Source organism: Nitratireductor alexandrii (genome assembly GCF_004000215.1).
Classification (GTDB): domain Bacteria; phylum Pseudomonadota; class Alphaproteobacteria; order Rhizobiales; family Rhizobiaceae; genus Mangrovimarina; species Mangrovimarina alexandrii.
This window is the reverse complement of the sequence record NZ_RBVY01000004.1, coordinates 369,488-388,578: the sequence shown is the minus strand read 5'-3', so window position 1 is coordinate 388,578 and position 19,091 is coordinate 369,488. Positions and strand designations below refer to the sequence as shown.

The window sequence follows — 19,091 nt, the reverse complement described above, 5'->3', positions numbered from 1 at the left end:
TCGTCGAGCACATTATCCACATTTGTTCACAGGGGGAATGACGAAACCATCTAGGCGTGAGTCGTGATAGCAAACGACTCAAGGTAGTGTCTCTGGTTTCACCGGAGAAACACCCATGACTATCAATCTTAAGGAATCCGGCCCGAAAGGTACAGTACGTCCTTTTACCCCGACACTCGAAATCGGCGACACCAAGCTGACAATCGAGCAACGGCAGACTGAAGCTCTCGAACATATTGCCGTATCGCTGTCGGCAATCGACAACAATATCGAAGTGCTAGTCTACCGACTAAACACGCTCTTGAAGTCCACCGGGAAGCTCTAACCGCCTCAGTGGCCGTCAACGTCGCTGGCGAGAACCCGCCCGCCTCAGAAGCGGTGCAGGTGGCAGGTGGCAACTCCGCCATCTCGGAAGTAGTGAGGCGCGCGAATCGTTCGTGTCTCATTGCCACCTATCTTCCCTACATGTCTGAACGGGATACATCCGCTGTGGTGGAATCCCGAACGAAAAAAGAACATAATCCTCAAAGCTTTGATTTTAAATAAAATCTACAAACTTGCATAAATGGAACAAAACGGGTACAAATCAATCAGGAATAAGAAGCGACCGGGCTTCATTGACGATCGAAGGGTAATGTATCATGGCTCAGAACTCATTGCGGCTGGTTGAGGACAATTCGGTGGATAAATCCAAGGCTCTGGATGCGGCGCTTTCGCAGATCGAGCGCGCGTTCGGCAAAGGCTCGATCATGCGGCTGGGCCGCAACGAGCAGGTGGTCGAGATCGAGACGGTGTCGACCGGCTCGCTCGGACTCGATATCGCGCTCGGCGTCGGCGGCCTGCCCAAGGGCCGCATCATCGAGATTTACGGACCGGAAAGCTCGGGCAAGACGACGCTGGCGCTGCACACGGTGGCCGAGGCGCAGCGCAAAGGCGGCATTTGCGCCTTCGTCGACGCCGAGCACGCGCTCGATCCGGTCTATGCCCGCAAGCTCGGCGTCGACCTGGAAAATCTTCTGATTTCGCAGCCCGACACCGGCGAGCAGGCGCTGGAGATCTGCGACACGCTGGTGCGCTCGGGCGCGATCGATGTGCTGGTGGTCGATTCGGTCGCCGCCCTGACGCCGCGCGCCGAGATCGAGGGCGAGATGGGCGATTCGCTGCCGGGCCTGCAGGCGCGGCTGATGAGTCAGGCGCTGCGCAAGCTGACCGCCTCGATCTCGCGCTCCAACACCATGGTCGTGTTCATCAACCAGATCCGCATGAAGATCGGCGTCATGTTCGGCTCGCCCGAAACCACAACCGGCGGCAATGCACTGAAATTCTACGCCTCGGTCCGGCTCGACATTCGCCGCATCGGCGCGGTCAAGGATCGCGACGAGGTCACCGGCAACCAGACCCGGGTCAAGGTGGTGAAAAACAAGCTCGCGCCGCCCTTCAAGCAGGTCGAGTTCGACATCATGTACGGCGAGGGCGTGTCGAAGACCGGCGAACTGATCGATCTCGGGGTGAAGTCGGGCATCGTGGAGAAGTCCGGCGCCTGGTTCTCCTACAATTCGCAGCGGCTCGGCCAGGGCCGCGAAAACGCCAAGCAGTTTTTGCGCGACAATCCCGAAACGGCCGACGAGATCGAGCTGGCTTTGCGCCAGAATGCCGGTCTGATCGCGGAGAAATTCCTCGACGAGGGCCGCCCCGAGGACGAGGGCGGCGACGCCGCGGAAATGTAGTTTTTCCGGGGTCCGAGCGACCCCGGCCGTTCGTGACGACAGGCCGCCCGGGCTCAGGCAGGGGCGGCCTTTTTCTGGCCTGCGCGTGGGATGGCGGGCGGCCGGGTATCTGGCCGCCCATTGCGCGCCGGGGAGGGCGTGCGGCAAGGCCGGCTGCAAAACGGTTTCTGGACAGCCATCCGGGCGGGCGATAAGAAGCCGGTTCGCAAATTCCGGGTTTTCCGGCGGCTTTCAAGAAGGCACATCCATGAGCGGCGTCAACGCGATACGGTCGGCTTTTCTCGACTTCTTCAAAAAGAACGGACACGAGATCGTGGCGTCCGGGCCGCTGGTGCCGCGCAACGACCCGACGCTGATGTTTACCAATGCCGGCATGGTCCAGTTCAAGAACGTCTTTACCGGCGTCGAGCAGCGGCCCTACAGCCGCGCGGTGACGGCGCAGAAATGCGTGCGCGCCGGCGGCAAGCACAACGATCTCGACAATGTCGGCTATACCGCGCGCCATCACACGTTTTTCGAGATGCTCGGCAATTTCTCGTTCGGCGACTATTTCAAGGATGTCGCCATCGAACTCGCCTGGACGCTGATCACCAAGGAATTCGGGCTCGCCAAGGACCGGCTCCTGGTCACCGTCTACCACACCGACGACCAGGCCTTCGACCTGTGGAAGAAGATCGCCGGCCTGCCGGACGAGCGCATCATCCGCATCCCCACCAGCGACAATTTCTGGGCGATGGGCGATACCGGTCCGTGCGGTCCGTGTTCGGAGATTTTTTTCGACCACGGCGAGGCGATCCCCGGCGGTCCGCCCGGCAGCCCCGACGAGGACGGCGACCGTTTCATCGAGATCTGGAACCTGGTCTTCATGCAGTTCGAGCAGGTGGCGGCGGACGAGCGCGTCGACTTGCCGCGTCCGTCGATCGACACCGGCATGGGGCTGGAGCGGGTGGCCGCCGTGCTGCAGGGCAAGCACGACAATTACGACATCGACCTGTTCAGGGCCTTGATCGCGGCCGCCGTCGAGGCGACCGGGGTGCCGGCCGAGGGCAAGGCGCGGGCCAGCCATCGCGTGATCGCCGATCATCTGCGCGCGGCGAGCTTTCTGATCGCCGACGGCGTGCTGCCGTCGAACGAGGGTCGCGGCTACGTGTTGCGCCGCATCATGCGCCGCGCCATGCGCCATGCCCAGCTTCTGGGCGCGGCCGATCCGCTGATGTGGAAGCTCGTGCCGGCGCTCAGCCGCGAGATGGGCCAGGCCTATCCCGAGCTGGTGCGCGGCGAGGCGCTGATTACCGAAACGCTCAGGCTGGAGGAAACCCGGTTTCGCAAGACGCTGGCGCGCGGCCTGACGCTGCTGTCGGAGGCGACCGACAGTTTTGGCGAGGGCGACCGGCTCGACGGCGAAACCGCGTTCAAGCTCTACGACACCTATGGATTTCCGCTCGATCTGACCCAGGACGCGTTGCGCCAGCGCGGCATTTCGGTCGATCTCGACGGCTTCAACGCGGCCATGGAGCGCCAGAAGGCGGAGGCGCGCGCCTCGTGGTCCGGTTCCGGCGAGGCGGCGACCGAAACGGTCTGGTTTCAGATCAAGGAGGAGGTCGGGGCGAGCGAGTTTCTGGGCTATGCCAGCGAGGGCGCCGAGGGCGTGGTCCAGGCGCTGGTGCGCGACGGCGCCCGCGTCGAGGCGGCTGCGGCCGGCGACGAGATCGCCGTGGTCGTCAACCAGACGCCGTTTTACGGCGAATCCGGCGGCCAGCTCGGCGATACCGGCCGGATTGCCGGCGAGGGGTTCGAGGTCGAAATTACCGACACGCAAAAGAAGGTCGACGGGCTGATCGTGCATTTCGGCCGGGTCGCGCGCGGCACCGTCGCGCCGGGCGCTATCGTGCATCTCAATGTCGACCACGCCCGCCGCGCGCAGCTCCGGGCCAATCATTCCGCCACCCATCTCATCCACGAGGCGCTGCGCGAGGTGCTGGGCACGCATGTGGCGCAAAAGGGATCGCTGGTGGCGCCGGAGCGGTTGCGTTTCGACTTTTCGCATCCCAAGCCGATTTCGCCCGACGAGATCGAGCGCATCGAGCGCATGGCCAATGAAATCGTCGTGCAGAACGCGCCGGTGACCACGCGGCTGATGGCGGTCGACGACGCGATCGCCGAGGGCGCGATGGCGCTGTTCGGCGAAAAATACGGCGACGAGGTCCGCGTGGTGTCGATGGGCACCGCGCTCCAAGGCGACAAAGCCGGAAAAACCTATTCGGTGGAATTGTGCGGCGGCACCCATGTCGCGGCGACCGGCGATATCGGGCTGGTGCGCGTCGTGTCGGAGGGCGCGGTCGCCGCCGGCGTGCGCCGCATCGAGGCGCTGACCGGCGAGGCGGCCAGGCACCATCTCGATACCCAGGAACGCCGGCTGAAGGCGGTGGCGGCGGCGCTGAAAGTGGCCCCGGCCGATGTCGAGGCCCGGGTGGACAGCCTGCTCGACGAGCGCCGCCGGCTCGAGCGCGAATTGGCCGAGGCGCGCAAGAAACTCGCGCTCGGCGGCGGCGGTCAGGCCGAAAGCGAAACCGAAAGCGTCGCCGGAACCGGGTTCATCGGCCGTGTGGTGGAGGGCGTTTCGCCGAAGGAGCTGAAGCCGCTGGCCGACGAGGGCAAGACCGCGCTCGGCTCGGGCGTGGTGGTTTTCGTCGGCACGGGCGAGGACGGCAAGGCGAGCGTGGTGGTCGGCGTCACCGAAGACCAGACGTCGCGCTTCAGCGCCGTCGATCTGGTGCGCGTCGCCTCGGCCGCGCTCGGCGGCAAGGGCGGCGGCGGCCGGCCGGACATGGCCCAGGCCGGCGGGCCCGACGGCGCAAAGGCGCAGGCGGCGATCGAGGCGGTCAAGGCGGCGATGGCCGGCTGATCCAGGCCTCTGCCGGGCAACCTGCAGGCGATCGGGCGTTACGAGGGGGCGGCGCCTCCTTGCAACCGGAAGGCTGTCGGCGGTCAAAAACTTTCAGCCTGTCGGTTCGGTGGCCCGAAAGGCCGGCCTGGCCGTCAGGCCACGCCACCAGCGACCCAGCGCGGGATAATCGGCCAGCAGCGCGGCGCCCTCCGGTGCCAGGGTGAAATAGGCCAGGATCGGCGCTGCGTGCAGATCGGCCAGGCTCGGCGCATCGCCGGTGAGAAAGGCGTGGCCGTCCTGAAGCCGCGTCAGGGTCGACAAGCAGGTGCGCGCCGTTTCCAGCGAGGCCGCGATCAGCGCCTCGTCGGGCATTTTTCCTTGTTGGGGTTTTGAAACCCGCTCGACGTAAACACCCCATACCAGGGCGCGATAGGCGTAGGCGTCGAGCAGGCCGATGATCTGGTTCATCACCGCTCGCCGGGCGGCATCCTGCGGCTGGAGTGGCGGCCCGGAAAACGCCTCGTCGACATAGCGGGTGATCGCCGCGGTCTCGAACAGGCGCAGATCGCCATGCTCGAAGGCGGGAATGCGCCGGAACGGGTGGTGGGCCAGATACCAGTCGGCCACGCCGCCGTCGGCGAAAATGTCGACCGGCACCAGCTCGTGGTCGACGCCTTTTTCGAGAAGGGCAAGCCGCGCTATGCGCACATAGACGCTGTAGTCGGCGCCAAACAGGCGCGGCTTGCCGGCCAAGGGTTAGGCCATGGCCTTTTGCAGGTTCTCGTCGATCTTGTCGAGGAAGCCGGTGGTCGACAGCCAGGGCTGGTCGGGGCCGATCAGCAGCGCCAGGTCCTTGGTCATGAAGCCGGCTTCGACCGTCTGCACGCAGACCTTTTCCAGCGTCGCGGCGAAATCGGCCAGTTTGGCGTTGTCGTCGAGCTTGGCGCGATGGGCGAGCCCGCGCGTCCAGGCGAAGATCGAGGCGATCGAGTTGGTCGAAGTCTCCTCGCCCTTCTGGTGCTGGCGATAGTGGCGGGTGACCGTGCCGTGCGCGGCTTCCGCCTCGACCGTTTGGCCGTCCGGCGTCATCAGCACCGAGGTCATCAGGCCGAGCGAGCCAAAACCCTGCGCCACGGTGTCGGACTGCACGTCGCCGTCATAGTTCTTGCACGCCCACACATAACCGCCCGACCATTTCAGATTGGCGGCGACCATGTCGTCGATCAGCCGGTGCTCGTACCAGATCTTGGCATCCTTGAACTTTTGCTCGAACTCCGCCTCGTAGACCTCCTGGAACAGATCCTTGAAACGTCCGTCATAGACTTTCAAAATTGTGTTCTTGGTCGAAAGATAGACCGGGTAGCCGCGCTGCAGGCCGTAATTGAGCGAGGCACGGGCGAAATCGCGGATCGAATCGTCGAGATTGTACATCGCCATGGCGATGCCGGAGGAGGGCGCGTCGAAGACCTCGTGCTCGATCACCTCGCCGTCGTCGCCGACGAACTTGATCGTCAGCTTGCCCTTGCTGGGGAACTTGAAATCGGTGGCGCGGTACTGGTCGCCGAACGCGTGACGGCCGACGATGACCGGCTTGGTCCAGCCCGGCACCAGGCGCGGCACGTTCTTGGCGATGATCGGCTCGCGGAAGATGACGCCGCCGAGAATGTTGCGGATCGTGCCGTTGGGCGAGCGATACATGCGCTTGAGGTCGAATTCTTCCACGCGCGCCTCATCGGGCGTGATGGTGGCGCATTTGACGCCGACGCCGTATTGCTTGATCGCATTGGCCGCGTCGACCGTCACCTGGTCGTCGGTGGCGTCGCGATGCTCGATCCCGAGATCGAAATATTTCAGATCGATGTCGAGATAGGGGTGGATCAGCTTTTCCTTGATGAACTGCCAGATGATGCGGGTCATCTCGTCGCCGTCGAGTTCGACGACGGGGTTGTCCACCTTGATCTTCGCCATGGAAAGTCCTCGTTTTCTGGGATCGGCGGCCGGTCGGCCGCCCGTATCGGAAAGGGGTCGCGGCCCCTATATCAAAGCGCCTGCGCCCGCGCAAACGCGCCAAAGTCTAACTTGCCATTGCCTGCACGCGCGGCCACCCTGCGTTGGTCCGTCAAGCGGAGGCCAGGGTGGGTCAGACACGGTTTTTCGAGTTCGACGCCGGCGATATCCGGCTGCATTGCGCCGAAATGGGCGTGCGCGGCCGGCCGCTGATCGTTTGCCTGCACGGCTTTCCCGAATATTGGGCTGCCTGGCGCGACGTGATGGGCGAACTGGCGGCGCATTATCATCTCGTCGCCCCCGACCAGCGCGGTTTCAACCTGTCGTCCAAGCCCGAAGGCGTGGAGGCTTACCGGGTGCGCAACATGGTGGCCGATCTCGACCGGCTGGCCGCCGCGCTGTCGCCGACGCGGCGATTCGTGCTTGCCGGCCACGATTGGGGGGCGTCGGTCGCCTATGCCTACGCCTTTTTTCGGCCCGAGCGGCTCAGCCATCTGGTGATCGCCAACGGCGTTCATCCGGCAGCCTTCCAGCGGGCGATCTTCGAGGATGACGGTCAGCGCGCGGCAAGCCAGTATATCAACACCTTGCGCGCGCCCGGCGCGGAGGCGCGGATGGCGGCCGACAATTATCGCCGCACCTTGAAGATGATCGCCGGCTTTTCCACCACGCACTGGATGACGCCGGCTGAGGAACGCGGCTATATCGCCGCCTGGTCGCAGCCGGGCGCGATGACGGCGATGCTCAACTGGTATCGGGCCTCGCCGATCATCGTGCCGGAACCGGGCGCGCCGGCGCCCGACAGCCCGATCCTGTCCCTGCCCGACGAGGCGATGCGGGTCGGCATGCCGCATCTGGTGCTCTGGGGCGAGGCGGACGAGGCGTTGAGACCGGCCTGCCTCGACGGGCTGGCCCGTTACGCCGAGGCCGCCACAATCCGGCGCGCGGCGGATTGCGGCCACTGGATCCTGCACGAAAGGCCCGGCTGGGTGGCCGGCGCGATCGCGGAATTTCTGGCGGCGGACGCCGCCTGAGCCCGGCCGCGGCCGGATGCGGCTATTTTTTCGACTTGGGCGGCAGCGCGCCGACAAAACGCGTCGCGATCGCGATCCACTCGCCGATTGCCCGGTCGTCGGCAAGCCCGGCCTGCGACACGATGACAAAGCCGCGCATCGGGCGCCCGGTGAAATCCATCGGCCGGGCGCCGGGCCGCGACAGGGCATCGGCCTCCTGCGCGGAACCGACCCGGAACATGGCGTCGCCGCCCTTCATCGTTCCGCACAGCATGTGGCCGTTCAAGGTGAAGCAGATGCCGCCGAACATGCGGATCTCGCCGGTATTGGGATCGTCGGCGATCAGGGCGCGCACCCGCTCGGCGAGGACCGTTGTCATGACAGGCCTCCTCGAAACGCTTCTCTTTGCCGGACGAATATGGCAGGGACGCTGCGCGCGCGCAATTTGACCGATTTTTCTGATCCACGAACGGGGCCCGGGACGATGGCCGACGACAATCGCGACAGGCCGCTGATCGCCGAGGGGCCGGCCGTCATCCTGGTCGAGCCGCAGCTCGGCGAGAATATCGGCATGGTGGCTCGCGCCATGGCCAATTTCGGCCTGGCGGAGCTGCGGCTGGTCAACCCGCGCGACGGATGGCCGAGCGAGAAGGCGCGGGCGGCGGCGAGCCGGGCCGACCACGTCATCGAGCGCACCACGGTTCATGCCACCACCGAGGATGCGATTGCCGATCTCGGCTTCGTCTACGCCACCACGGCCAGGGCACGCGACGGGTTCAAGCCGGTGCGCGCGCCGGTGGAGGCCGCGCGGGTCCTGCGAACGCGCTTTCGTGCCGGCCAGCGGACCGGCATCTTGTTCGGCCGCGAGAAATTCGGACTGTCGAACGAGGAAGTGTCGCTGGCCGACGAGATCGTCACCTTTCCGGTCAACCCGGCCTTTTCGTCGCTCAACATCGCCCAGGCGGTGCTGCTGATGTCGTATGAATGGATGAAGTCGGGCCTGGCCAGGGAGGCGCAGACCGCGTTTTCAGGCCCGCAGATGGAGCCGGCGCAAAAACGCACCCTGCACAGTTTCCTCGATCATCTGGAAGAGGCGCTGGCGGCGCGCGGCTATTTCCGGCCGGCGGAAAAGCGGCCCAAAATGGTATCGAACCTGCGTTCCGTCCTGACCCGGCCCGCCTTCACCGATGCCGAAATCAAGCTGTTGCGCGGCGTCATCTCCTCGCTTGAAAGATATTCGCCGACCGAGCCGCGCGGCGCCGGCGCGCCGGCGCGCCGGACACGCGGGGCGAGGAGCGAGGGCGAGGATGGCTGAACGGCCGGTTCTGGTCTTCGATTCCGGCATTGGCGGGCTAACGGTGCTGCGCGAGGCGCGTGTGCTGATGCCCGACCGGCGTTTCGTCTATATCGCCGACGACGCGGCGTTTCCCTACGGAAATTGGGAGGAACGGGCGCTGAAAACCCATATTATCGGCTTGTTCGGCCGACTTTTGGCCAGATTCGACCCCGAAATTTCGGTTATTGCCTGCAATACCGCCTCAACGCTGGCGATCGAGGCCCTGCGCAAAGCCTATCCCGGACGCCGCTTCGTCGGCACCGTGCCGGCGATCAAGCCGGCGGCGGAGCGCACGCGCTCGGGCCTGGTTTCGGTGCTGGCCACGCCCGGTACGGTCAAGCGCCAATATACCCGCGACCTGATCACCCAATGGGCCTCGCGATGCCACGTCCGGCTCGTCGGCAGCGTCGGGCTCGCGGCGCTGGCCGAAACCTATCTGCGGCAGGGTTTTGTCGACGAGGAGGCCGTGCGGGCCGAAATCGCGCCCTGTTTCGTGGACATGGACGGGCGGCGCACCGACATCGTCGTGCTCGCCTGCACGCATTACCCGTTTCTGGCAAACCGCATGCGCAAGACCGCGCCCTGGCCGGTCGACTGGATCGACCCGGCCGAGGCGATCGCCCGGCGCGCCGTTTCGCTGCTGGGCCCCGGCGAGGGCAACGGGGTCCCGGCCGGGCCTGACCCTGCCGTCTTTACCGCCGCCAAACCGGACCCGGCGATCCGCCGGCTGATCCAGGGTTTCGGACTGGCGCTGATCTAAGGCGTTTCCGGCCGCTTCGGGAACCGGGCGGGCGATGCGGGCATTGTCCTTGCGCAAGCAGAAGGAGACATACCATGCCGGCGACATCGAAGGCACAGCAGAAGGCGGCGGGGGCCGCACTGGCCGCCAAGCGCGGCGACATGGCGCCCGACGAACTGGTCGGCGCGTCGAAGGAGATGTTCGAGACGATGAGCGAAGCCGAGCTGGAAGACCTCGCCTCGACAGCCCGCAAGGGCCTTCCGGACAAGAAAGGCGACTGAACGCGTCGCCTTCGGCCCGACCGGGCCTGGCATGATCAAATCAATGCCACATTCTGTGTCGATAGTGATTATCGGTTCGGACCGTTCGACGGATCGGACCGTGATCGTCTCGCAACCAGATGCGAGCAAATGCCAGACTGGCGGGGGCGCACGATGATCGCCGCGTAAGCGGAGCGAATCTCGCGTGGAGGCCGGAGAGTGACGCGTTACACTTTGAACGACACCGACAGGGGCGGGCCTATCGCGCCGTCTCCCTTTGACGAACCGATTACCGTTTTCCAGTCCCAGCCCGTGTTTGGCGGGCAAAAAGGGCTTGCGCTGCCGGCGCTGTTTGCCACCGTTTTGATCGGGGCCGGGCTTGCCGTCGGCATTATCGCGATGTCGGGCGAGCCGACATCGGCCGATACGGGCGCCTATCCCGGAAAATTGGCGCTGGCCGATGTGAAGCCGGCGCCGCCACAAGAAACCGCCGTCGACGCGGACGCCGGGACGACCGCCGCGATCGCGCCCGACGAGGGCAGCGCGCAGACGCCGCCGGTCGTCAGTGCCCGGGCCGCGCCCGACGAAGAACCGCTTTCCAAGGACAATCCGCGCTGGGCCGCCGCAACCGGCGGTGTTGCCGCCAAGGCTGCGATCGCCGCGCTGGCCGGCGATGACGCGCGCGCGGACGAGGTGTCCGCGCCCGACGCGCTCGCCTATCTGCCGGGTGCCGCCAAGCCGGCCTTGACGATCGAGCCGGAGCCACGCGACCAGCCGCCGGGCGAGACGCAGGAGAAAAACCCGGCTGAGGCGAGCGAAGTGTCCGAGCCGCGCGCGTCTGCATCGGCCGCCACGCCGGCGGCGCAGTCTATCGGCCGCATCACCACCGCCGTCAATATGCGTCGCGGCCCCGCCAACGGTGCCGGGATCATTTCCGTGATCCCCAAAGGCGCCAAGGTGGGCATCGTCGCGTGCAAGGCCTGGTGCCAGGTCGTGCATGACGGACGCACGGGCTATATCTTCAAGCGCTTCGTGCGCCAGCAGGCCGGAGCGGCGGCGAAGAAGAACGACGCGACCGCCGAGTCGGCGGCGACGCAGACCTCCGAGCTGGCGACACTCAAATCGGTTCATCGCGGCGGGCGTTGACTTTCTGCCGCCGATCTCCTAGCTAGCCGCAGCACCGGGTCGCGAGAGCCGGTGTTTTCCATGACGTGTCCCGTGGGTGTCTTGGCTCCAGCGTGCGCAAGACCCCTGTCAGGTTCCGAAAACGGGACCAGAGGAGGGCGCGTTTCCTTGGCCCGCAACGCAGGCGTTGCGGGCATGACGTTGTGAAAGGAAATGCGATGAGCAAACGCGAATCGTCCAAATACAAACTCGACCGCCGTCTCGGCGAAAATATCTGGGGCCGCCCGAAATCGCCGGTCAACCGCCGCGAATACGGACCCGGCCAGCATGGCCAGCGCCGCAAGGGCAAGCTGTCGGATTTCGGCGTCCAGCTGCGCGCCAAGCAGAAGCTCAAGGGCCATTACGGCGATATCTCCGAAAAGCAGTTCCGCCGCATCTATGACGAGGCCAACCGCCGCAAGGGCGACACCTCGGAAAACCTGATCGGCCTTCTGGAGTCGCGGCTCGACGCGGTGGTCTACCGGGCCAAGTTCGTGCCGACGATCTTCGCCTCGCGCCAGTTCATCAACCACGGCCACGTCAAGGTGAACGGCCGGCGGGTCAACATCCCGTCCTATCGTTGCCGTCCCGGCGACGTGATCGAGGTGCGCGAGAAGTCGCGCGAGCTCGTCATGGTGCTGGAAGCCGTGCAGCTCGCCGAGCGCGACGTGCCGGATTATGTCGAGGCCGACCATTCGAAGATGAAGGCGACCTTCACCCGCGTTCCCCAGCTCGCCGACGTGCCCTACGCGGTGCAGATGGAACCCAATCTGGTGGTCGAGTTCTACTCGCGCTGATTTTTGTCAGCACCCGGATTTGAAAAGGCCGCCGCTCTGGCGGCCTTTTCTTTGGGCGGCGGGTCGGATAGTCAAAACCGCATGCACACGAGCGGGAGAGGGATTTGGAGCGGCCGATGAGTGTGAGCGCGCACATGCCCGACGCCGGCGGCGAAGGCTGCCACCCGTTGTTTCACGAGGCGCCGTCCTCGGTCGAGTTCAATAAGCTGCGCAAGCGGTTGTTGCGGCACATGCGTCAGGCGATCGAGGATTTCGCCATGGCGCGTGCCGGCGAACGTTGGCTGGTCGCCCTGTCGGGCGGCAAGGATTCCTACGGGCTGTTGGCGCTGCTGCTCGATCTGAAATGGCGCGGCCTGCTGCCGGTCGAACTCCTGGCCTGCAATCTCGATCAGGGCCAGCCGAATTTTCCCAAACACGTCCTGCCGGACTATCTGGCCTCGATCGGCGTCGCCCATCGCATCGAATATCAGGACACCTATTCCGTCGTTACCGACAAGATCGGTGAAAACAGCACCTATTGTTCCTTGTGCTCGCGCCTGCGGCGCGGCCATCTCTATCGGATCGCGCGCGAGGAAGGCTGCCAGGCGCTGGTGCTCGGGCACCATCGCGAGGATATTTTGGAAACGTTCTTGATGAACTTCTTCCATGGCGGCCGGCTGGCGGCGATGCCGCCCAAGCTCGTCAACGACGAGGGCGACCTGTTCGTCCTGCGGCCGCTCAGCTATTGCGCGGAGGCCGACCTGGCCCGCTTCGCCGATGCGATGGCTTTTCCGATCATTCCCTGCGATCTGTGCGGCAGCCAGGACGGGCTGCAGCGCAACGCGATGAAGGCGATGCTGGACGATATCGAACGGCGCATGCCCGGGCGCAAGGATACGATGATCCGCGCGCTCACCCATGTGCGCCCGTCGCATCTTCTCGACCGCAGCCTGTTCGACTTCGCCGGACTGGATATTGTTCGGCAACCGGCCGACCCAGAACCCGGCCTGGCGCTCACACAGGCGGGTTGAGGGTGCGGAACAGCCGGCCGCGCTCGGCGATCAGCACCATGATTAGCGCCAAAAGGGCGGCGAAGAAATAACCGCCCGAAAGCGGCGTCACCGTGCCGTCGAAGGCCTGACCGATCGCCGCGCCGGCGAGGCCGCCGCCGAGCGTCTGCACGAAGCCTTGCGTGGACGATGCGGTCCCGGCGACATGCCCGAGCTCTTCCAGCGCCAATGCGTTGAAATTCGACATGATCCACGAAAACTGGACCATGGCCGCGGCGAACAGCAGCAAAAACAGCCAGAACGGCAGCGGGCCGATCAGCGACAGCCCGAAGGCGAGGCCGGTCGCGGCGAGGAAGCCGAGCAGCGCGCCATGGGCGAGGCGGCGCATGCCGAAGCGGCCGACGAGGCGCGAGTTCATGAAGGACGAGACCGCCATCAACCCGGCCACGACCGCGAAATAGACCGGAAACATCGCGCCGACATCGTAGAGGCCGACATAGATCTGCTGGGCGGAATTGATGAAGCCGAACAGTGCCCCCAGAATCCCGGTCACGGCGATCGAATAGCAGACCGAAAGCCGGTTGGTGACGACGATGCGGAAACCCTCGATGATCGAACTGGCGGTGAAGGGGCGCCGATATTGCGGCTTGAGGGTTTCGGGCAGCCGAAGCCAGATCCATGCCGTGATGATCAGCGCCATCAGCGCCATCAGCAGAAAGATCGCCCGCCATTCCGAGAACAGCATGATCAGTTGACCGGCGCCGGGGGCCAGAACCGGCACGATCATGAAGACCATGAAAACCAGCGACATGACCTCCGCCATCGCGCGCCCGCCGAAGGAATCGCGCACGATCGAGACCGCGATGACGCGCGTGGCCGCCGCGCCCAGGCCCTGGATGAAACGCAAAAGCAGAAGCACGGAAAAATTCGGCGTGAAGGCGCAGGCAAAACCCGCCGCGACATAGATCACAAGTCCGACCAGCAACGGCACGCGGCGGCCGAAGCGATCGGAGACGGGACCGAAGACGAGTTGCGTGAGCCCGAAACCGGTAATGTAGGCGGTGATCACATATTGGCGCGCATTCTCGTCGGCCACGCCGAGACTGGCGCCGATCTGTTGCAGGCCCGGCAGCATGATGTCGATGGCCAGCGCGTTGATCGCCATCAGGGCGGCGGCCATGGCGATGAATTCCCAGCGCGGGATGGCGAGCGCGTAGCCCGGCTCTTTGCTCGTTTGCTGGTCCATGACCTTTGGTCCTGTCGAGAGGCGGAAATGAAAATGCGCCGGAGGGCCGGCGCATGAAACATGGCTGGGGCGACCGTCCGGCGGGTCCGGACGGCCATCACTGGACGATGGGATCAGGCGGCGCCCTTCACCGCGACGCCTTTTTCGCCGAAGAAGGACTGAAGCTCGCCGGCCTGGAACATTTCGCGGATGATGTCGCAGCCGCCGACGAATTCGCCCTTGACGTAGAGCTGCGGGATCGTCGGCCAGTTGGAGAATTCCTTGATCCCCTGGCGCAGCTCGTCGGAGGTCAGCACGTTGACGCCCTTATAGTCGACGCCGAGATAGTCGAGGATCTGCACGACCTGGCCGGAAAAGCCGCACTGGGGAAACCCCGGCGTGCCCTTCATGAACACGACGACGTCGTTGGCTTTCACTTCGTTGCTGATGAATTCGTTGATGGCGGTCATTGCTTGTCCTTTCTCACCCGGGTTCAAGGCCCGGCGAAATCACTTGCTTTGCCCTATCTATTGCACAAAACCGTCCTTCGCAATCGCACTGCCGTCAGGAGCGCTTGCGCCGGTGTGCTCAGTCCGGGGCGCTGGTCTGCAGGGCGAGCGCATGCAAAACGCCGCCCATCTTGCCCTTCAGCGCCTCGTAGACCATCTGGTGCTGCTGAACCCGGCTTCTGCCGCGGAAACTCTCCGCCACCACCTCGGCCGCGTAGTGATCGCCGTCACCGGCCAGATCGCGGATCGTCACCTCGGCGTCGGGGATCGCCTCCAGGATCATGCGTCGGATTTCGTTCGCATCCATGGCCATGGCAAGATCCTCAGTCGGCACCGTTCATGAAACGTGGGAACCACGATTCGTGGGCTGTCTTCAATTGCTGTACGGATATGGCACGCGTGCCGCCCAGTTTCAATTCATCGCCGCCGGTCACGCCGATGGCGACCCCGGAAACCTGCGCCTTGGCGATGCGCTCGGCAAAGAAACGCTCGGTCTCGGCGGCCGGTATCGTCATCAGATAACGGCCCTGGTCCTCGCCGAACAGGGCGGGCAGGACGGCGATGCCGTCGGGAAGATCGATGCGCGCGCCGATGCCCGACGCGATCGCCATCTCCGCCAATCCGAGCGCCAGGCCGCCGTCGGAGAGGTCGTGCACCGCCGTGGCGAGCCCGTCGGCGATCAGGCCGCGCACGAAGGCGCCGACCCGCCTTTCGTGGGCAAGGTCGACCGGCGGCGGCGGGCCGTCGACGCGGCCGCAGACGTCGCGCAGGAAAACCGACTGGCCGAGATGCGTGCCCCATTTTTCCGGCGCGCCGATCAGTACGATGGTGTCGCCTTCGCCGGCAAAGGCGATGCGGGCCATTTTCCGCCAGTCGCGGATCAGGCCGACGCCGCCGATCGTCGGCGTTGGCAGGATCGCCTGGCCGTTGGTCTCGTTGTAAAGCGAGACATTGCCCGAGACGATCGGAAAAGCCAGCTCGCGGCAGGCCTCGCCGACGCCCTGAACGGCGCGCACGAACTGGCCCATGATGTCGGGACGCTCGGGATTGCCGAAATTCAGATTGTCGGTCGCCGCCAGCGGCTCGGCGCCGACGGCGGTCAGGTTGCGCCAGCATTCGGCCACCGCCTGCTTGCCGCCTTCGAACGGGTCGGCCTCGCAATAGCGCGGCGTGACATCGCAGGAAAAGGCAAGCGCCTTGTGCGCGCTGCCTTCGACGCGCACCACGCCGGCGTCGCCGCCCGGCAGTTGCAGCGAATTGCCCTGGATTAGCGTGTCGTATTGCTCCCACACCCAGCGCCGGCTCGACTGGTCGGGCGAGGCCAGCAGGGCCAGCAGCGCCTCGGCGACGTCGGCGTCTGGCACCGAATCCGCCGGCAGCGGCTTCGGCGCGGCGGGCGCCGTCCACGGCCGGTCATATTCGGGCGCCTCGTCGCCGAGTTCCTTGATCGGCAGGTCGGCGACCTCCTCGCCCTGGTGCAGGACGCGGAAGCGCAGATCGTCGGTGGTGGTGCCGACGATCGCGAAATCGAGCCCCCATTTGCGGAAGATCGCCTCGGCCTCTTCTTCCTTTTCCGGCCTCAGCACCATAAGCATGCGCTCCTGGCTTTCCGAAAGCATCATCTCGTAGGCTGACATGGCGTCCTCGCGCACGGGCACGCGGTCGAGATCGAGCCGGATGCCGAGATCGCCCTTGGCGCCCATCTCGACGGCCGAACAGGTCAGCCCGGCCGCGCCCATGTCCTGGATGGCGATGACCGCGCCGGAGGCCATCAGCTCCAGGCAGGCTTCCAACAGGCATTTTTCGGTGAACGGATCGCCGACCTGGACCGTGGGGCGCTTTTCCTCGATCGCGTCGTCGAACTCGGCCGAGGCCATGGTGGCGCCGCCGACACCGTCGCGGCCGGTCTTGGCGCCGAGATAGACCACCGGCAGACCGACGCCCTCGGCCTTGGAGTAGAAAATCGCGTCCGATCTGGCCAAGCCGGCGGCGAAGGCGTTGACCAGGCAATTGCCGTTGTAGCGGGCGTCGAACTCGACCTCGCCGCCGACCGTGGGCACGCCGAAGGAATTGCCGTAGCCGCCGACGCCGGCCACCACGCCGGCGACCAGATGGCGCGTCTTGGGATGGTCGGGAGCGCCGAAGCGCAGCGCGTTCATCGCCGCCACCGGCCGCGCGCCCATGGTGAAGACATCGCGCAGAATGCCGCCGACCCCGGTCGCTGCCCCCTGATAGGGCTCGATATAGGAGGGATGGTTGTGGCTCTCCATCTTGAAGACGACGCAGTCGCCGTCGCCGATGTCGACCACGCCGGCGTTCTCGCCCGGTCCCTGGATGACGCGCGGTCCGTCGGTCGGCAGGGTGCGCAGCCATTTTTTGGAGGATTTGTACGAGCAATGCTCGTTCCACATCGCCGAGAAGATGCCGAGCTCGGTGAAGCTCGGTTCGCGGCCGATCAGATCGAGGATGCGCTGATATTCGTCCGGTTTGAGGCCGTGGGCGGCCACGAGCTCGGGCGTGATGGGGATGGTGTTGGGGATGGTCATGAAACGTGTTTCGCAAAGCCGTTTGGTCAGGCTCCCTTAGCGCAAGCGCGTCGGGCATGACACAGCAAAAAGCGAAAAATCCGCCCGGCGGGCCGGGCCTTCCACGGTTCAGCCGAAACTGTCGTAACCGGCCACGCCGCCTTCCAGGAGTTGGCGCAGGATCCGGAAACCGGCACCGACCGCCTCTCGGCTGGGGGGAACCGAAAAGCCGACCCGGACACGGTGATGAACCGTGTCGGTGCGGGCGGGCTTGTATTCGTCCTCGTCGTCGATCAGCACGCCGTCATTGGCCGCCGCCTTCTTGAAGGTTCCCGAATGCCACGGCTCGGGCAGTTTCAGCCACAAAAACGGCGCGCGCGGATGGGAAATGAAGTCGAAGCCGTCCAGGATCGAGCGGGCCAGCCTTTCGCGGGCCTCGATTTCTGTGCGCACGCGCGCGCGGATCGCGTCGGCCTCGCCCGACAACACCAGTTGCGCGGCGAGTTCGGCGAGCAGATAGGGCTTGCCCCCGGTCAGCATCTTGTAGGCCATCTGGACGCGCGGGGCGAAATGCGGCGGGCAGGCGACCCAGCCGCCGCGAATGCCGGCGGCGACCGTCTTCGACAGTGAACCGATGTGAAACGTCCGCTCCGGGGCCAGCGTGACCAGCGGGGTCGGCGGATTTTCCAGCAGTGCGCCGTAGATCGCGTCCTCGATCAGCCAGACATTGTGCTTGCGGGCGATGTCGACGATGGCGCGTTTGCGCGCCTCGCTCAAGGTCGACAGGGTCGGATTCTGCAACGCCGACATCAAGAAGGCGAGCTTGGGATGCTGTTGGGCGCAGAGCCGTTCGAACTCTTCCGGAACCGGTCCGTCGGCATCGGCCGGGATCGCCACGGGGCGGCGGCCGATCAGGTTGGCGCTGCGCGCGATCGAGGAATAGGTCAGGTGCTCGAAGACGATCCGGTCGCCCGGCGCCGTCACCGAGGCGATCACGGCAAGGATGCCAGCGTGCCCGCCGAGCGCGGGCACGATCGTGTCTTCGGCCGGGCGCCAGCCGGCATGGGCGAGCCAGCGGCTTCCCGCTTCCAGCCAAGCCGGGCAGGGCGCGCGCACATAGTCGAGATTTTCGGCAAAACGCTCCCGTCCCAGCCGCGCGACCAGTTCGCCGATGGCGCGGTCTTGGCCGATATCGGGGGCCGCGGTCGAATCCATGCGGGTCATGCCCGGTGCCGGAAGCGCGCGGGTGCCGCCGAAAAATTCGCTGATCGCGGCGGGGGCGCCCGTCTCGGCGGACCGGCCAAGCACGAAGGTGCCGCGGCCGACCTCGCCGGAAACCAAACCGCGTTCGCGCACCAGCGCGTAGGCCCGGCCGACCGTGCCGACGGTGACGCCGATGTCAAAGGCGAGATTGCGTTGCGGCGGCAGCTTGGCTCCGGCGGGCAGGGCGCCGGAGGCGATGTCGTTCTCGATCCGGTCGGCCAGGCGCACATAAAGCGGCGCCGCACCGTGATCGAGCTCGGGGAGCCAATTTGTCATGGTATCAATATTAATATTGTCATCCAGATTGAGTCAATTCAGAAAAGCGCCTCGGGAGGCTTTGACAGCAAACCCTGAGGAGACACCAATGAAGGGTGCAATTGATACAATTAATGTGGATAGTCTGCATTGGATCGGCGCGGTTCGGCGTTACCGTGCGGATTACGTCCGGCGTATCACCGTCCGCCTGGTGTCGGTGTGGTTGCGTCTCGATCGGCTGGCCGAGCGCCAGCGCAGTCGCCGCGCACTGCGCGAGCTTACCCCGGAGCAATTGCGCGATATCGGGCTGAGCGAGCAGGAAGCCCGGCGCGAAGCCCACCGCTACTTCTGGAACTGAGCTTTGTCGTTCGGGCGCGTGTGGCCATGCGTCGCGC

General features: G+C 65.4%; 19 protein-coding genes. 11 read left to right on the top strand and 8 right to left on the bottom strand.

Going from position 1 to position 19,091, the window contains the following annotated elements:
• The first annotated feature begins 115 nt into the window (after window positions 1-115).
• From EP380_RS11420 to alaS, 3 genes are all read left to right on the top strand, one after another.
• Window positions 116-325, top strand: a complete 210-nt coding sequence (locus EP380_RS11420; protein WP_127598710.1) for a hypothetical protein — start codon at window positions 116-118, stop codon at window positions 323-325.
• 316 nt (window positions 326-641) lie between these two features.
• Window positions 642-1,727, top strand: a complete 1,086-nt coding sequence (gene recA / locus EP380_RS11415) for a recombinase RecA (protein WP_106569277.1) — start codon at window positions 642-644, stop codon at window positions 1,725-1,727.
• Window positions 1,728-1,974: 247 nt separating this feature from the next.
• Entirely contained in the window at window positions 1,975-4,632 is a 2,658-nt protein-coding gene (gene alaS, locus EP380_RS11410; RefSeq protein WP_127598708.1) for an alanine--tRNA ligase, read from the top strand.
• A gap of 93 nt (window positions 4,633-4,725) precedes the next feature.
• On the opposite strand, the gene EP380_RS11405 is transcribed toward alaS, so the two are convergent.
• Both EP380_RS11405 and EP380_RS11400 read right to left on the bottom strand, forming a co-directional pair.
• Entirely contained in the window at window positions 4,726-5,367 is a 642-nt protein-coding gene (locus EP380_RS11405) for a glutathione S-transferase family protein (protein ID WP_127598706.1), read from the bottom strand.
• Between the two features lie 3 nt (window positions 5,368-5,370).
• Complete coding sequence (locus EP380_RS11400; RefSeq protein ID WP_106569280.1) at window positions 5,371-6,582, bottom strand: NADP-dependent isocitrate dehydrogenase; 1,212 nt, start codon at window positions 6,580-6,582, stop codon at window positions 5,371-5,373.
• A 167-nt stretch (window positions 6,583-6,749) separates the two neighbouring features.
• Here EP380_RS11400 and EP380_RS11395 point away from each other — a divergent pair, with 167 nt between their 5' ends.
• Complete coding sequence (locus EP380_RS11395; RefSeq protein ID WP_127598704.1) at window positions 6,750-7,655, top strand: alpha/beta fold hydrolase; 906 nt, start codon at window positions 6,750-6,752, stop codon at window positions 7,653-7,655.
• 22 nt (window positions 7,656-7,677) lie between these two features.
• Here the strand turns inward: EP380_RS11395 and EP380_RS11390 are convergent, their stop codons facing one another.
• Window positions 7,678-8,013: a TfoX/Sxy family protein gene (locus EP380_RS11390; RefSeq protein WP_127598702.1), complete on the bottom strand. Its 336-nt coding sequence runs from the start codon at window positions 8,011-8,013 to the stop codon at window positions 7,678-7,680.
• A 105-nt stretch (window positions 8,014-8,118) separates the two neighbouring features.
• On the opposite strand from EP380_RS11390, the gene EP380_RS11385 reads away from it, so the two are divergent.
• The 6 genes from EP380_RS11385 to ttcA all read left to right on the top strand — a co-directional run bounded on the left by EP380_RS11385 (window position 8,119) and on the right by ttcA (window position 12,940).
• Window positions 8,119-8,949, top strand: a complete 831-nt coding sequence (locus EP380_RS11385; protein ID WP_127598700.1) for an RNA methyltransferase — start codon at window positions 8,119-8,121, stop codon at window positions 8,947-8,949.
• Window positions 8,942-9,730 carry a glutamate racemase gene (gene murI / locus EP380_RS11380; RefSeq protein ID WP_127598698.1) on the top strand — a complete coding sequence of 263 codons (789 nt, stop codon included), beginning with the start codon at window positions 8,942-8,944 and terminating at the stop codon, window positions 9,728-9,730. Before EP380_RS11385 ends, murI begins: the two co-directional genes overlap by 8 nt.
• A gap of 74 nt (window positions 9,731-9,804) precedes the next feature.
• Window positions 9,805-9,990 (top strand): DUF3008 family protein, encoded by a 186-nt coding sequence (locus tag EP380_RS11375; protein ID WP_106569284.1) that lies wholly within the window; start codon window positions 9,805-9,807, stop codon window positions 9,988-9,990.
• A 198-nt stretch (window positions 9,991-10,188) separates the two neighbouring features.
• Window positions 10,189-11,115, top strand: coding sequence for an SH3 domain-containing protein (locus tag EP380_RS11370; protein WP_127598697.1), 927 nt, complete (start codon window positions 10,189-10,191; stop codon window positions 11,113-11,115).
• Between the two features lie 197 nt (window positions 11,116-11,312).
• The gene (gene rpsD, locus EP380_RS11365; RefSeq protein ID WP_106569286.1) at window positions 11,313-11,930 is read left to right on the top strand and encodes a 30S ribosomal protein S4; all 618 of its coding nucleotides are present in this window, start codon (window positions 11,313-11,315) and stop codon (window positions 11,928-11,930) included.
• 116 nt (window positions 11,931-12,046) lie between these two features.
• Window positions 12,047-12,940, top strand: coding sequence for a tRNA 2-thiocytidine(32) synthetase TtcA (ttcA, locus tag EP380_RS11360; RefSeq protein WP_127598695.1), 894 nt, complete (start codon window positions 12,047-12,049; stop codon window positions 12,938-12,940).
• Here ttcA and EP380_RS11355 read toward each other — a convergent pair.
• The 5 genes from EP380_RS11355 to EP380_RS11335 all read right to left on the bottom strand — a co-directional run bounded on the left by EP380_RS11355 (window position 12,924) and on the right by EP380_RS11335 (window position 18,717).
• The gene (locus EP380_RS11355) at window positions 12,924-14,165 is read right to left on the bottom strand and encodes a multidrug effflux MFS transporter (RefSeq protein WP_106569288.1); all 1,242 of its coding nucleotides are present in this window, start codon (window positions 14,163-14,165) and stop codon (window positions 12,924-12,926) included. The two genes, ttcA and EP380_RS11355, sit on opposite strands and share 17 nt — an antisense overlap.
• 113 nt (window positions 14,166-14,278) lie before the next feature.
• On the bottom strand, window positions 14,279-14,614 hold the full coding sequence (grxD, locus tag EP380_RS11350) for a Grx4 family monothiol glutaredoxin (protein ID WP_106569289.1): 336 nt from the start codon (window positions 14,612-14,614) through the stop codon (window positions 14,279-14,281).
• 118 nt (window positions 14,615-14,732) lie between these two features.
• The gene (locus EP380_RS11345) at window positions 14,733-14,966 is read right to left on the bottom strand and encodes a BolA/IbaG family iron-sulfur metabolism protein (RefSeq protein WP_106569290.1); all 234 of its coding nucleotides are present in this window, start codon (window positions 14,964-14,966) and stop codon (window positions 14,733-14,735) included.
• Window positions 14,967-14,976: 10 nt separating this feature from the next.
• The gene (gene purL / locus EP380_RS11340) at window positions 14,977-17,199 is read right to left on the bottom strand and encodes a phosphoribosylformylglycinamidine synthase subunit PurL (protein ID WP_127598693.1); all 2,223 of its coding nucleotides are present in this window, start codon (window positions 17,197-17,199) and stop codon (window positions 14,977-14,979) included.
• A 108-nt stretch (window positions 17,200-17,307) separates the two neighbouring features.
• On the bottom strand, window positions 17,308-18,717 hold the full coding sequence (locus EP380_RS11335) for an aminotransferase-like domain-containing protein (RefSeq protein ID WP_106569292.1): 1,410 nt from the start codon (window positions 18,715-18,717) through the stop codon (window positions 17,308-17,310).
• Window positions 18,718-18,805: 88 nt separating this feature from the next.
• On the opposite strand from EP380_RS11335, the gene EP380_RS11330 reads away from it, so the two are divergent.
• On the top strand, window positions 18,806-19,054 hold the full coding sequence (locus EP380_RS11330) for a DUF1127 domain-containing protein (RefSeq protein ID WP_127598691.1): 249 nt from the start codon (window positions 18,806-18,808) through the stop codon (window positions 19,052-19,054).
• The last annotated feature ends 37 nt before the right edge of the window (window positions 19,055-19,091 follow it).